This window comes from Paraburkholderia sp. Cy-641 (assembly GCF_011752945.1).
Lineage (GTDB): Bacteria > Pseudomonadota > Gammaproteobacteria > Burkholderiales > Burkholderiaceae > Paraburkholderia.
The window spans coordinates 15,774-29,680 of the sequence record NZ_VWWM01000035.1 but is presented as its reverse complement, the minus strand read 5'-3'; the positions used below and the strand labels follow the sequence as shown (position 1 = coordinate 29,680).

The 13,907-nt window shown below is 63.5% G+C and carries 11 protein-coding genes; 5 read left to right on the top strand and 6 right to left on the bottom strand.

Translation table 11 applies throughout. From position 1 onward, the window contains the following. Positions 1 to 3: 3 nt before the first annotated feature. The 5 genes from F3J20_RS19750 (at position 4) to F3J20_RS19730 (ending at position 6,053) form a co-directional block, all read left to right on the top strand. Positions 4 to 1,089, top strand: coding sequence for a Gfo/Idh/MocA family oxidoreductase (locus F3J20_RS19750; RefSeq protein WP_167284269.1), 1,086 nt, complete (start codon positions 4 to 6; stop codon positions 1,087 to 1,089). Positions 1,090 to 1,095: 6 nt separating this feature from the next. Beyond that, a complete protein-coding gene (locus F3J20_RS19745) occupies positions 1,096 to 1,383 on the top strand; it encodes a putative quinol monooxygenase (protein ID WP_167284268.1) in 288 nt (95 codons plus the stop codon). A 194-nt stretch (positions 1,384 to 1,577) separates the two neighbouring features. Further along, positions 1,578 to 2,765, top strand: a complete 1,188-nt coding sequence (locus F3J20_RS19740; protein WP_167040029.1) for a porin — start codon at positions 1,578 to 1,580, stop codon at positions 2,763 to 2,765. Positions 2,766 to 2,856: 91 nt separating this feature from the next. Beyond that, on the top strand, positions 2,857 to 4,173 hold the full coding sequence (gene otnK / locus F3J20_RS19735; RefSeq protein WP_167284267.1) for a 3-oxo-tetronate kinase: 1,317 nt from the start codon (positions 2,857 to 2,859) through the stop codon (positions 4,171 to 4,173). A 332-nt stretch (positions 4,174 to 4,505) separates the two neighbouring features. Further along, the gene (locus tag F3J20_RS19730; protein WP_167284266.1) at positions 4,506 to 6,053 is read left to right on the top strand and encodes an altronate dehydratase family protein; all 1,548 of its coding nucleotides are present in this window, start codon (positions 4,506 to 4,508) and stop codon (positions 6,051 to 6,053) included. Between the two features lie 135 nt (positions 6,054 to 6,188). Here the strand turns inward: F3J20_RS19730 and F3J20_RS19725 are convergent, their stop codons facing one another. The 6 genes from F3J20_RS19725 to F3J20_RS19700 form a co-directional block, all read right to left on the bottom strand. Next, positions 6,189 to 7,142 (bottom strand): 2-hydroxyacid dehydrogenase, encoded by a 954-nt coding sequence (locus tag F3J20_RS19725; protein ID WP_240162844.1) that lies wholly within the window; start codon positions 7,140 to 7,142, stop codon positions 6,189 to 6,191. A gap of 3 nt (positions 7,143 to 7,145) precedes the next feature. After that, complete coding sequence (locus F3J20_RS19720; RefSeq protein ID WP_167284265.1) at positions 7,146 to 8,453, bottom strand: MFS transporter; 1,308 nt, start codon at positions 8,451 to 8,453, stop codon at positions 7,146 to 7,148. A 95-nt stretch (positions 8,454 to 8,548) separates the two neighbouring features. Further along, positions 8,549 to 9,499, bottom strand: coding sequence for a dihydrodipicolinate synthase family protein (locus tag F3J20_RS19715; RefSeq protein ID WP_167284264.1), 951 nt, complete (start codon positions 9,497 to 9,499; stop codon positions 8,549 to 8,551). 231 nt (positions 9,500 to 9,730) lie between these two features. Then, positions 9,731 to 11,488, bottom strand: a complete 1,758-nt coding sequence (locus F3J20_RS19710; RefSeq protein ID WP_167284263.1) for an IlvD/Edd family dehydratase — start codon at positions 11,486 to 11,488, stop codon at positions 9,731 to 9,733. A gap of 183 nt (positions 11,489 to 11,671) precedes the next feature. Next, a complete protein-coding gene (locus F3J20_RS19705; protein ID WP_167284262.1) occupies positions 11,672 to 12,547 on the bottom strand; it encodes a LysR substrate-binding domain-containing protein in 876 nt (291 codons plus the stop codon). Positions 12,548 to 12,724: 177 nt separating this feature from the next. Next, the gene (locus tag F3J20_RS19700) at positions 12,725 to 13,849 is read right to left on the bottom strand and encodes a mandelate racemase/muconate lactonizing enzyme family protein (RefSeq protein ID WP_167040015.1); all 1,125 of its coding nucleotides are present in this window, start codon (positions 13,847 to 13,849) and stop codon (positions 12,725 to 12,727) included. Between the last annotated feature and the right edge of the window lie 58 nt (positions 13,850 to 13,907).

The window sequence follows — 13,907 nt, the reverse complement described above, 5'->3', positions numbered from 1 at the left end:
GACATGTCAGTCTCCAAACCGTCCTGGCGCGTCGCCGTTATCGGCGCAGGCTATTTCAGCCAGTTTCATCTCGCTGGATGGACCGCACTCCCGAATGTTGAAGTCGTCGGCATTTGCGACATGGACACAGCAAAGGCCGAAGCGATGGCTGCGCGATATAACGTGGCGCAGACCTTCGGGAGCATTGATGAACTGCTGGACAAAGCGCGCCCCGATCTCGTCGACATCGTGACGGCGCCCACGAGTCACGCGGCGATACTCGATGCGACGCTGGAGCGCCGACTGGCGACGATCTGCCAGAAGCCGTTCTGCACCGACTTCTGGCAGGCGGAGCACATGGCCGAGCGGGCTCAGGGCGCCGGTGTACCTGTCGTCGTGCACGAGAATTTCCGGTTCATGCCGTGGTTCCGCGAAGTAAAGCGTCTTCTGGATCAAGGCATGTTGGGCCAGCCCTACAGCGTGAATTTCCGCCTGCGTCCCGGGGATGGGCAAGGATCGACGGCCTACATGGCGCGGCAACCGTACTTTCAGCAGATGCCCCGGTTCATGGTCAAGGAAACGGCCGTGCATTTCATCGATACGTTCCGCTTCCTGTTCGGTGAAGTCTCCGGTGTGTACGCCAGATTGAGGCGTCTGAATCCGGTTATCAAGGGGGAAGATGCCGCGATCATCTGTCTGGAGTTTCCGGACAACACGATCGGACAGTTCGACGGCAACCGTTTGGTGGATCATGTCTGCGAAAACCCTCGGCGAACCATGGGGGAAATGTGGCTGGAGGGTTCCGCGGGAGTGCTTCGGTTGGACGGCTACGCGAGGTTATGGTTCAAGCCGCATGGTCAGGCCGAGGTCGAGCACGTCTATGATCGAGGCTCGGAGGTCGAATTTGGTGGAGGGGCATGCGGCCGTCTGCAGGCACATGTCATCGATGCACTTGAGAAGGGGCATCGACCTGAAAATACCGCATCGGACTACCTTGCCAATCTTCTGGTCCAGGAGGCGGTGTACCACTCGCATCTAAATGGCTGTCGCGTCGACATGGCGACGTTCCGGCCGAGCCGGGATTTGGCGTCCACCTCTCTTTTCGGGTAATGAGCGATGTATGTGATTACAGTTTCACTGAGTGTGAAGGAGATGCATCACACGGAGTTTTTGCGCGAAATGCTGCTCAACGCGCGGCAATCGCGTGATCTCGAACCGGGTTGCCGCCGGTTCGATGTAGCTGCTTCGGTCGACGACACATGCTCGGTTTTCCTTTACGAGCTCTATGAAAGCGAAGCCGATTTCGAAGCGCATCTTCGCATGGAACACTATCACCGGTTCGACGAAGCAACGAGGGACTGGATTACCTCGAAGGTCGTCAACAGGTTCCATCTTTGCGATTGATGGCCGGTCCGGCCTGATTTCGCCGTAGAAGTTCCACGCAACTGATATTGACCTGGGTTCTGCGCCTGCCAGGCAATCGCATGTCTATTGAATAGGATTGCTACTCGTAATAAGTATTTTGGAGTCTTGATTTTTAATGAATCAGGATATTTTTCTGTCTGTGAACCAGCTGAAATAGCGGAAACGCAAAGCAAATGAAAAAAAGACAATATTGGAGACTTCTTCCTCTCGTCATCGCAATCTCGTCGGGCGGTGCTTTCGCGCAGAGCAGCGTCACGCTCTACGGCATTGCGGACGCGGGGCTGACCTATGTTTCGAACTCGAAAGGATCAACGCTGTATTCGCTGACGAGCGGGAACTATGGTGCAGGACGATGGGGGTTCCGTGGCGTCGAGGATCTCGGTGGCGGACTGAAGACCCTGTTCACACTCGAATCGGGGTATAGCCTCGTGAACGGCACCATGGGGCAGAACGGGACATTGTTCGGTCGGCAGGCATTCGTGGGTATCGACTCGAATTACGGAACTGTTCTGTTCGGACGTCAGTATTCCAGTGCGTCGATTGCTGTTGGGCCGATCGAGTCGGGGCAGGACTGGGCGGCACCTGGGGCGCAATACGGCGCCCATCCGGGCGACGTCGACAATCTCGACAACAATAGCCGTATCAACAACGCCATCAAGTTTCTGAGCAGGAACTACAACGGCTTCAGCTTCGGCGGTGTCTATAGTCCCGGCGGCGTGGCGGGCGATTTCTCCCGCAACCAGATCTGGGACCTGAGCGCGTCGTATACGAACGCGTCGTTGCGAGTGGCGGTCGGTTATCTGTATGTCAACGATCCGAACTATTCGCTATGGGGAAACAAGGCGAACGACAGTAAAACCGGAAACAATATCTCGAGCCCGATTTTTAGCGGCTATGCATCCGCCGCGTCCCAGCGGATATTGTCCGCGGGGGCCAGTTATACGATCGGTTCCGCGACGCTTGGCGCCGTGTATAGCAATACCCAGTTTCGCGATCTCGGCAGCGTGAGTGTGGCCGGTTTGAACACCGCCGCAAGCGGCTACCACGGCAATGCCATATTCAATATCGGCGAAGTGAACTTCAAGTACCAGGTGACACCGGCTCTGCTGCTCGGCGTCTCCTATGCCTATACGCATAACAGCGGCGCGAGCGGTTTGGGCAGTGCGCGTTATCAGCAGGAAAACGTCGGTGCCGTGTACAGCCTTTCGAAGCGTACGTCGCTCTACGCGATACTCGTTCACCAGAACGCGAGCGGAACGGATTCCACGGGCGGTCGTGCGGTAGCCGCTATCCAGGGGACGACCCAGTCGTCCACGGGTTCGCAGACGCTTGTGACGATGGGGCTTACGCAGCGCTTCTGAGAGGTGCGGACAGGCACGAATCGGCGCCGTTGAGCCGGCGCCGGCTTTGCGAGAACGGCAACCTATTCCCTTTATTCAATAGAGATCAACGATGGCAACTGAAAGTCGACCGGGACCGCTGCTTGGCTGTATTGCCGATGATTTCACCGGCGCGACGGACCTTGCGAACATGCTCGTGCGCGGCGGCATGCGCACGGTGCAGACGATCGGTGTGCCTGCCGCCGGCATGCACATTGAAGCAGACGCGCTGGTCGTGGCGCTCAAGTCACGCACGGTATCCGCCGGCGACGCGCTCGCGCAGTCGCTCGCTGCGCTCGAATGGCTGCGGGCGCAAGGATGCGGCCAGTTCTTCTTCAAGTATTGCTCCACGTTCGATTCGACGGATGCGGGCAACATCGGTCCCGTTGCCGAAGCGCTGCTCGATGCGTTGTCTGTGCATGGAGAAGCGCCGTTTGCCATTGCGTGTCCCGCGTTTCCGGAGAATGGCCGCACGATTTATCGCGGACATCTGTTCGTTGGCGACGTGCTGCTGAACGAGTCCGGCATGGAGAACCATCCGCTCACGCCCATGACCGACGCGAATCTCGTGCGCGTGTTGCAGGCGCAGGCGAAGCACAAGGTCGGGCTCGTGCGTTACGACGCGGTGGCGAAAGGTGCCGACGCGGTGCGCGCGGCAATCGCGGCGCTCAAACGCGACGGCGTACGCATGGCGATTGCCGATGCGGTATCGGACGCCGATCTCCATACGCTCGGCGAAGCCTGCGCGGACCTGCCGCTGATTACGGGTGGCTCGGGTGTTGCTCTCGGCCTGCCCGCGAATTTCCGCCGCGCGGGTTTGCTCGAAGCCGCAGGGGACGCAGCCGCATTGCCGCTTATCGAGGGCGCTGCCGTTGTTCTGGCGGGCAGCGCATCGAAGGCGACGAACGCACAGGTTGTCGCGTGGCGCGAGTCACGGCCCGCATTCCGTATTGATCCGATGGCCGTCGCGCGCGGGGAGTCCGTCGTCGATAAGGCGCTGGCGTTTGCACGCGAGCATATGCACGCGGCCCAGCCTCAGCCTGTGTTGATCTACGCAACGGCTTCTCCCGACGAAGTGAAGGCAACACAAGGCGCGTTGGGCGTGACGGAAGCGGGGCATCTGGTCGAACGTACGCTCGCTGCGATTGCCCGCGGGTTGCATGACATCGGCGTGCGCCGGTTCGTCGTTGCGGGCGGCGAGACGTCTGGTGCCGTGGTGCAGGCGCTCGGTGTGCAGATGCTGCGTATCGGCAGGCAGATCGATCCGGGCGTGCCCGCGACCGCGACGGTCGGTGCCGATCCGCTTGCCCTCGCACTCAAGTCGGGGAATTTCGGCAGCGTCGACTTTTTTGCGAAGGCGTTGCGTTATCTGGCTGGAGACGCTTCATGAATGCGGCAATGGTATTGGCCGCATTGGCGTGACCAGCAACCTTCTTCTGCCAATACCACGGGTATCATCACCCGTCAGCCTGACGAAAGAGCTTTTTCCGATGTCCCGAGAGGAGAGAGTTTCTTGATGGCACGCCCACGCCGCTTCGACAACACCACCCAGTCCAACCCCATGGACAAAGCGCCACAGGTAACGGCAACTCATCGATAAAAATTTTATGCTTTGAAGAAGGCAAAGCGTACTTTCTTTAATCGCCCATTGCGACGAACATGGGCGACGAACATCAATCCTCTCGTCGCCCGCGCGTCGCTTCCTTCCCGATTGCCCCGACCATGATCTCCACTTCGAACAAGACCGTCGCCGGTCCCGTGATCCGGCTCCATCCGGACGACAACGTCGTCATCGCGCGAGTCGACATCGCAATCGGCACGCCGCTGCCGATCGACGGCATTGCCTGTCGCAGTCAGGTGCCGGCCGGCCACAAGATCGCCGCGCGCGCGATTCGCGAAGGCGAGCCGATCCGTAAGTACAACGTGGTAATCGGCTTCGCCGCGGGCGACATTGCGGCAGGCACGATGGTGCACAGCCACAACCTGACGTTCCGCGAATTCGACCGCGACTACGCATTCGGCGCCGATTACCGGCCTGTCGAACTGCTGCCCGAGTCCGGGCGAGCGACCTTCGAGGGCATCGTGCGCGAGAACGGCGAGGTCGGCACGCGCAACTACGTCGGCATTCTCGCGACCGTCAACTGCTCGGCGACGGTCGCGCATCGCATCGCCGCGCATTTCACGCCCGAGCGGCTTGCCGCCTGGCCGAACGTCGACGGCGTGGTCGCATTCACGCATGGCATCGGCTGCGGGATGGAGATGAGCGGCGAACCGATGGCGCTGCTGCGCCGGACCATGGCGGGCTACGCGCGCCACGCGAATCTCGCGGCAGCGGTAATCGTCGGGCTCGGCTGCGAGCGTAACCAGTTGGGCGGCCTGCTCGAACAGGAAGGGCTGCAGCCTGGCTCACGGCTGCATACCTTCGTGATGCAGGAAAGCGGCGGCACGCGGCGCACGATCGAGGCCGGCATCGCCGCCGTCGAAGCGCTCCTGCCGGCTGCCAACGACGTGGTGCGAGAGACCGTGCCGGCGAGCCATCTGCGGATCGGCTTGCAATGCGGCGGCTCCGACGGTTTCTCGTCGATCACCGCGAACCCGGCACTCGGCGCCGCCGTCGATCTGCTGGTCCGTCACGGCGGCACCGCGATTCTTTCCGAAACGCCGGAAATCTACGGCGTCGAACACACGCTGACGCGGCGTGCCGTGAGCCGCGAGGTCGGAGAGAAACTGATCGAGCGCGTTCGCTGGTGGAAGGACGAATATTCGGTCGGGCGCGACGTGCAGATCAACGGCAAGGTCAGCCCCGGCAATCAGGTCGGCGGACTCGCGAATATCTTCGAGAAGTCGATCGGTTCGTCGATGAAGGGCGGCACGGGGCCGCTGATGGACGTTTATCGTTACGCGGAGCGTGTGACGGCGCGCGGTCTCGTGTTTATGGATACGCCCGGCTTCGATCCGGTGTCCGCGACCGGGCAGATCGCTGGCGGCGCGAACCTGATCGCGTTCACGACCGGGCGCGGCTCGATGTTCGGCGCGAAGCCCGTGCCGTCGCTCAAGCTCGCGACCAACACGCCGATGTATCGCCGCTTGACGGAAGACATGGACCTCAATTGCGGCGGCATTCTGGACGGCACCGCGACGATCGAAAGCACTGCGCGCGAGATCTTCGAGGCGCTGCTCGCGACCGCGTCAGGCCAGCGTACCCGCAGCGAAGAACTCGGGCTTGGCGACCACGAGTTCGTGCCCTGGCAGATCGGCATCATGAGCTGACGGAAGCGATGGCGTGGTTGCGGCGGAGTGGGTGAAACCGGCAGCATGGCGAAGGAAGGCGCAACATAGGCCGACGGTTTGGATCACGCGCGCCGCGAGCGCGAATCAGCGCGGCGAATGACGCACGGCGTGCCGTCAGACCGGCGTCAGCGCCTTGCCTGTCGAGAAGAACGACGCCAGATTGTCGATCGTGAGTTGCGCCATCGCCATGCGCGTTTCGTGTGTCGCACTTCCCATATGCGGACTCAATACCACGTTCTCGAATCGGAGTAGGGCCGATTCAGGCGCGGGCTCGTGCTCGAAGACATCGAGCGCCGCGCCCGCGAGGGTGCCGTTTTCAAGCGCGAGCACGAGCGCCCGCTCGTCGACGACCGACCCGCGCGCGATATTCACGAGCATGCCCGCCGGACCGAGCGCAGCGAGCACGGCCGCGTCGATCAGATGACGCGTGGCATCGCCGCCCGGGCAGCTCACGATCAGCAGGTCCGACCAGCGAGCGAGTTCCGCCGGCTGCGCGAACCATTGAAACGGCAGAGCCTGTTGCGTGCGGCCGAAGTAGGCCAGTTCGACATCGAAGCTGGCGAGCCGCCGCGCGATTTCCCGGCCGATGCGGCCCATGCCCACGATGCCTACCCGCTTGCCGGCGAGGCTCGATCCCAGCGGAAAGGCGCCTTGTCGCCAGGCACCCGAGCGCACGAAGCGATCGGCGTGCGGCAGTTTCCTCAGCAAGGCGAGCATGAGGCCGATCGTCAGCTCGGCAACCGCGGCGTTGAGCAGGTCGGGCGTGTTGGTGACCGCAATGCCGCGCTCGCGCGCGAACGCGAGCGGAATCCGGTCGAAGCCCACGCCGTTTGTCGCGATGATCCGAAGCGATGGCAGGCGTGCGAGGAGTGCCGTGTCGATGTCGTAGTTCGAGCGCGTGACGATCGCGCCGATCCGTTGCCGCAACGCATCGTCGGCGGCGATATCGGCGAGCGTGAACAGGTCGAGGCGTTCTTTCAGCAACGCATAGGCTACCGAAGGAAATTCGCCGATTTGCAGTACGGGCGGCAGGGTGTGGTTCGGGTCGTGCATCGGGTTTTTTATCATGGGTTACTTGTTGACGAGTCGTGCCGGGACGAAGACGAGAATCAGCAGCGCCGAGAGCGCGAGCGAAGCCGCCACGACGAACAGTCCCGAAGAAAGCGAATGCGTGAGCGTCTTCAGCCAGCCGATCACGGCCGGGCTGATAAAGCCTGCGAGATTGCCGGTACAGTTGATGAGCGCGATACCGGCGGCTGCGCCGGTGCCGCCGAGAAACGCGGTCGGCAGCGCCCAGAACATCGGCAAGGCGGTAATGACGCCCGCGGTCGCGAGCGTGAGCCCCAGCACGGAGATGACCGGCGACGCACCGGACAGCGCGCACAGCACGAAGCCGGCTCCGGCAACCAGCGCGGGCATCGCGACGTGCCAGCGGCGCTCGCGCGTATGGTCGGCGTGCCTGCCGGCCGCGATCATCGCGACGAGCGCGACGGAATACGGAATCATCGTGAGCAGGCCGATGACGAACGTGTCCTCGATGCCGGTCGAGCGCAGAATGCTCGGTTGCCAGAAACCGATCGCATACGAGCCCATCACGATGCCGAACAGAATCAGGCACATCAGATAGACGCGTGCGGATTTGAACACGGCGCGCACCGAGCCGTGCGTGTGCGTCGTGGCGTCGGCGGCGATCTCGTCGAGAATGACCTGCTTCTCGGGCGCGGAGAGCCAGGTGGCGTCGGCGATGCGGTCGTCGAGATGGCGTAGAACCACGAAGCCGAGCAGCAGCGACGGCAGCGCTTCGATGATGAAGAGCCATTGCCAGCCCGCGAGGCCCCCCACGCCCTGCAACGAATGCATGATCCAGCCCGACGCGGGGCCGCCGACGAGTCCCGAGACGGGATTGCCCGCCATCAGTAACGCGACCATCCGGCCGCGCCGGTGCGAGGGGAACCAGTAAGTCAGATACAGCACCATGCCCGGGAAAAAGCCCGCTTCCGCGATGCCGAGCAGAAAGCGCACCGCGTAGAACTCCAGCGGCGTCGTGACCCATGCGGTCGCCATCGAGAGGATGGCCCACGTAATCATGATGCGCGCGATCCAGCGCCGCGCGCCGATGCGATGCAGCAGCAGATTGCTTGGCACCTCGAAGAAAAAGTAGCCGACGAAGAAGAGGCCCGCGCCGAGGCCGTAGATCGCTTCGCTCAGATGCAGCGCGTTGAGCATTTGCAGCTTCGCAAAGCCGACGTTGACGCGATCCAGATACGCGACCACGTAGCCGACGAACAGCAAGGGCATGAAGCGCAGCGCGACACGACGGAAGATCGAATCGGCGTCGTCCGTGCCTATCGAAGCGGGCAATGAGGTGCTGTAGTCCAAGGTTGTCTCCTGATGATGCGGGGCGTGCTGTCGGTTTTGTGTGCTCGCGCGCCCGCCTGTTTGCAGTGTCGGTGCACGTAGTGCGTTCGGCCGGCTCAGTGCAGTGCGCCGGCGTGCAACGCAAGTTGCTCCGCGTGCGGCAGGCGAAAGCCGAGGGCCGTCAAGGCGCTTTCGAGTCGTGCGCGCTGCGTGGTATCGAGTTCGACCAGCGGCGCGCGCAGCGCCGCCCAGCCTGCGTCGCCCGATTGCCACGCGATGGCCGCCTTCATCGCGGCAATCATCGGGAAGCGCTGGAACACGGCGCGGGTTTCGTCGAGGCGGCGCTGTTGCGCGGGGGCGTCGACCGCGCGCCAGTCGCGAGCCAGTTGCGCGATGGCGGCCGCATTCACGTTGCCGGTCGCGGTAATGCAGCCGGCGCCGCCTGCTTCGAGCGTGCGCAGCAGGAACGTCTCGCTGCCCGCGAATACTTCGAAGCCGGCGGCCGCGAATTCGGCGATCAGCGCCGACGTGTTGCTCCAGTCGCCCGAACTGTCCTTGATGCCGGCGATCGTCCCAGGATACGCTTTCAGCAGCCGCTCGACGAGCGAAAGACTGAGGCCGACCTGCGCAACCGGTGGGATGTGATAGAGGTAGACCTTCAGACGCGTATCGCCGACGGCATCGATAACACGCGAGTACGCACGGAACAGTCCTTCGTCGCTGACGTTCTTGTAGTAGAACGGCGGCAGCATCAGCACGCCCGCGCAGCCGCTCGCCACGGCATGCCGCGTGAGTTCGATCGTATCGGGCAGCGCGCAGGCGCCGGTCCCCGGCATCATGCGCGTGGCGGGCAAGCCTGCTGCGAGCAGCGCGTCGAGCAGGCCGCGTTTTTCTCCGACCGATAGCGAGTTGGCTTCGGAGTTGGTGCCGAACACCGCGAGGTCCACGTCATGGCTCAGCAGTGCGCGGCAATGGCGTATGAAGCGTTCCGCGCTTGGCGCGCCGCTTTCGTCGAACGGTGTGACGACCGGTGAAAGCACGTGTTGAAAGTGGCTGGACGAGGTCATGAAAAGCGTCTCCGTGAGTGGCGATGAGATCGGACCAGTATCGCCGTGGGTCGACGCTCGAAGTACACGGGTGCGCTTGTTTCAAACAAAAGAAATTTTGATGTTTCGCGGACGCTTCGGACCGCGGCCGGAATAGGGCGGGGTGCTTGATCCGGAATGCATGGCATGCCGAAGCATCAACGAAAAAAAGGCCGCGCAAGGCGGCCTGCGAATGGGAACGACCCGTGTGCCCTAGCTTCGCGGCGTCACGCCACGCGTTTCGGTCGCGCGCAGAAAATCGAAATCGACGCCCTTGTCGGCCTGCGTCACCGTGTCGAAGAAGAGCTTGCGGTAGCCGCGCTCCGCGGTCGGTATCGATACGGGATGATTCGCGGCGCGCGCCGCCAGTTCCTCGTCGCTGATAAGCAGGCTGATCTCGCGCCGCGACACGCTGAGGCGGATGCGATCGCCGGTGCGGACATGAGCCAGCGGGCCGCCCACGGCGGACTCGGGCGTCACGTGCAGCACGATGGTGCCGAACGCCGTGCCGCTCATGCGGCCGTCGGAAATCCGCACCATGTCCTTCACGCCCGCGGTCGCGAGCTTGCGAGGAATCGGAATATAGCCTGCTTCCGGCATGCCCGGCGCGCCCTTCGGGCCGATGTTCTTGAGCACGAGAATGTCGTCGGCGCATACGTCGAGATCGTCGGAATCGATGCGCGCGGCGAGGTCGGCGCCATTCTCGAACACGACCGCGCGGCCTTCGTGTTCCATGAGGCCGGCATCGGCGGCCGACTGCTTGATGATCGCGCCGCCCGGCGCGAGATTGCCTTCCAGCACCGCGATGCCGCCTTGCGGATAGATCGGCCGGTCGAACGGACGCACGACGTCCTGCTCGAAGGCCGGCCCCGCGGCGTCGATTTCCTCGCCGAGCGTGCGGCCCGTGACCGTCAGCGCGTTCAGGTTCAGCAGCGGCCTGAGTTCGCGCAACAGCGTCGCCATGCCGCCGGCCTTGTGGAAGTCTTCCATGTAATGCGAGCCGGACGGTTTCAGGTCGACCAGAACCGGCGTCTCGCGGCCCATCCGGTCGAGCGCTTTCAGATCGACGTCGTAGCCCATGCGTCCGGCGATTGCCGTCAGATGGACGATGCCGTTGGTCGAACCGCCGATTGCGAGCAGCACGCGCAGCGCGTTCTCGAATGCGTCGGCGGTGAGAATCTTCTCGATCGAAAGGCCATCGCGTGCCATCTGTACGGCCTGCGTGCCCGTCATCTCCGCGATGCGCATCCGGTCCGACGTCACCGCGGGCGGCGCTGCGCCGCCCGGCACCGTCATGCCGAGTGCTTCCGCCACGCAGGCCATCGTGCTCGCGGTGCCCATCACGGAGCAGGTGCCGACGCTCGCGACGAGCTGATTGTTGACCGCCGCGATTTCCGCCTCGTCGATCTCTTCCGCGCGAAAGCGGCCCCAGTAGCGGCGGCAGTCGGTGCAGGCGCCGACGCGCTCGCCGCGATGCGCACCCGTCAGCATCGCGCCGGTGACGAGCTGAATTGCCGGAATGCGCGCCGATGCCGCGCCCATCAGCTGCGCGGGCACGGTCTTGTCGCAGCCGCCGATCAGCACGACGGCGTCCATCGGTTGCGCGCGGATCATCTCCTCGGTGTCCATCGACATCAGATTGCGCAAGTACATGCTGGTCGGCTGCGAGAACGACTCGGCGATGGAGATGGTCGGGAAGTCCATCGGCAGTCCGCCCGCGAGCATCACGCCGCGCCTGACGGCCTCGATCAGTTGCGGCGCGTTGCCGTGACACGGGTTGTAGGCGCTGCCCGTATTGACGATGCCGATCACGGGCCGGTCGAGCGCGCTGTCGGTATAGCCCGCGCCCTTGATGAACGCCTTGCGCAGAAACAGCGAAAAGCCGTTGTCGCCGTAGCTCGTGAGCGATTTGCGCAGGCCGCCGGGTTGCGCGGGCGCGTCGTCGGGCTGCTTCTTGAATGTGTCGGTCATGATTGCGCTACCGTCTCGTGAAAGGATGAGGGGATACCGGTGATTATCGCCAGTGCCGGGCAGGGCGAGGTCGAACTGACGCTTGCTTCAAACGATAAAGATTCTGAGGTCCCGACGTTGCTGACCATGATCGGCCCATAATGATTTGCCCGCAACGTGTTGCCGGCGATGACCGGCTCGCGATCAAATGTTGCTCACCGATTCCGCCGCGGCGAGAAACGCCTGAACGAGGCGCAGCCGCGCCGACGAGCGCCCCCATAGCAGCCCCACGAGACGTCTCGGCGAGGCATGGGGCAACGCCCATTTCTTCAGCGACAGCCCGGCGAGTTCGCACGATGACCAGTCCGGCACGAGCGATACGCCGAGCCCCCGGTCGACGAGCGTGGCGATCGCGCCTAGCCCGTCGAGTTCGCACCGCTGCGACGGCCTGATGCCGTGCTGGCGCAGATAGGTGTCGGCGAGTTGTCCGCCGACCACATTGCGGTCGTAGCGCAGGAACGGTTCGGTTTGCAGGGTCGTGTGCACATCGGCGACGTGCATCGAAGCGGGCGTGAGCAGGATCAGCGGCTCGCTTCTGAACGTGTGCCAGTCGCAGCTTTTCGGCAGATTGAAAAGCGGTTGCGCGATCACTGCGGCATCGAGATCGCCGCTCGTGACCTTGCGATAGAGATCGAGCGAGGTGCCCGGCTCCAGATAGAAGTCCAGGCGCGCATAACGGTTCAGCAGCAGCGCGAGCGCATCGGGGATGAGACTCGCCATCATCGTCGCCATGCCGCCCAGACGCAGTTGGCCGCCGGGTTCGTCGGCGTCCTCGATGTCCGAGCGCAGATCGCGGATGTCGTGCAGCACCGAGCGCGCCCGCGCCAGAATGCGCTCGCCGGCTTCCGTCGCGCCGACGGTGCGGCCCGAGCGGCGCACGAGCGTCGCGCCCAGTTCGGTTTCGAGCATCTTCACCCGCTGGGCGACCGCGGCCGGTGTCAGATCGAGCCGGCGCGCGGCCTCTGCAATCGAGCCGAGTTCCACGACGAACACGAAGCTTTGCAGGTAGCGGGAATCCATCGATAGAAGTGGCCGGGTTCGAAGAGGCTAAAGAATACTTCCTCGGCGGTGCGGATGTCTTCAGGACTTCAAGCGCGGCTTCGCGCCGTCACGACATCGGCAGTTGCGCCAGGCGTGTCGCCGGCACGTGCCCGGAATCGCGTTGCCTCGCGGCGTCACGATTTCGGGCACACGGCTTCAGGACACGGTGCTCCACCGGCCGTACTTCGCCACTTCCTTTTCATCGAAGCCGAAGCCGAGCCCCGGGGTCTGGTGCAGCACCACGCGGCCTTCCTTATGTTCGAGCTGCCGATCGATAAGCCGGCGGAAATTCAGTACCTGGTCGTCCCAGAAGAACTCGACGTAGCGCGCGTTGGGCGTGGCGGCGACGAGCGGGGCATGCACGTCGTGGAACCAGTGCGGGCACACCTGCACGCCATAACCGGCCGACATCGCGGCAATCCGCTTCCACTCGGTGATCCCCCCGCAGACCGCTGCATCGGTTTGCAGGATCGCCGCGCCGCCCATATCGAGTAGCTGCTTGTGATACCAGCGGCCGTAGCCGATCTCGGCGGTGGCGACCGGGATGCGCGTGAGCTTCGCGAGGCGCGCGTGGCTCTCGATGTCGTCGGGGCTGAACGGCTCTTCGATGAAGTAGGGCTGGTACTGCTCGATGCGGCTCAAATACTGCATGGCCTGCACCGTATCGATCCAGCCGTTGTTGCAGTCGAGCATCAGTTCCACATCGGGGCCGATCGCCTCGCGCGCGGCCTTCACGCGGGACTCCTCGCCGCTCGGCGACCAGCGGCCCGTTTTCATCTTGACGGCCTTGAAGCCTCGCGCCACGTAGCCGGCCATTTCCTCGCCGACCATTTCCGCCGTCTTGCCCTCGACGTAGTAGCCGCCGCTCGCATAGGCCGCCACGGTTTCCGTTTCCACGGCGCCGAGGTATTTGTGCAGCGGCAGGCCGGCGCTTTTCGCGTTGATGTCCCACAGCGCGATGTCGATGGCGCTCAGCGCGCGCATCACGGTGCCCATGCGTCCCTGAAGCAGGGACTCCTGATACATGTCTTTCCACAGACCCTCGACGGCCAGCGAGTCGCGGCCGATCACGACGGGCGCGAGCAACTGCTCCACGGCCACCCGGAAGATTTCGCCGGCGGCGCTGCCCACGTAGCAGAAGCCGACCCCTTCGATGCCGTCCACGGTGCGGACCTTGACGAGGCCGTAGTGCCGGTCGGTCACCGTGCGATTGGAAAACGACGTCACCTTGTCGAGCGGGACACGGGCTGCGCAGACTTCGATGGATTGGATGATGGGCACGGCATGTCTCCTTCAGATACGGATTGATCGGGCAATGGAGATACTGTGCGCTCAATCG

Bases quoted from the DNA above. Each gene is read 5' to 3' on its own strand.
- F3J20_RS19715 (WP_167284264.1), bottom strand. From the start codon at position 9,499: ATGACCTCGTCCAGCCACTTTCAACACGTGCTTTCACCGGTCGTCACA.
- F3J20_RS19740 (WP_167040029.1), top strand. From the start codon at position 1,578: ATGAAAAAAAGACAATATTGGAGACTTCTTCCTCTCGTCATCGCAATC.
- F3J20_RS19730 (WP_167284266.1), top strand. From the start codon at position 4,506: ATGATCTCCACTTCGAACAAGACCGTCGCCGGTCCCGTGATCCGGCTC.
- F3J20_RS19710 (WP_167284263.1), bottom strand. From the start codon at position 11,488: ATGACCGACACATTCAAGAAGCAGCCCGACGACGCGCCCGCGCAACCC.
- F3J20_RS19745 (WP_167284268.1), top strand. From the start codon at position 1,096: ATGTATGTGATTACAGTTTCACTGAGTGTGAAGGAGATGCATCACACG.
- F3J20_RS19750 (WP_167284269.1), top strand. From the start codon at position 4: ATGTCAGTCTCCAAACCGTCCTGGCGCGTCGCCGTTATCGGCGCAGGC.
- otnK (WP_167284267.1), top strand. From the start codon at position 2,857: ATGGCAACTGAAAGTCGACCGGGACCGCTGCTTGGCTGTATTGCCGAT.
- F3J20_RS19705 (WP_167284262.1), bottom strand. From the start codon at position 12,547: ATGGATTCCCGCTACCTGCAAAGCTTCGTGTTCGTCGTGGAACTCGGC.
- F3J20_RS19725 (WP_240162844.1), bottom strand. From the start codon at position 7,142: ATGATAAAAAACCCGATGCACGACCCGAACCACACCCTGCCGCCCGTA.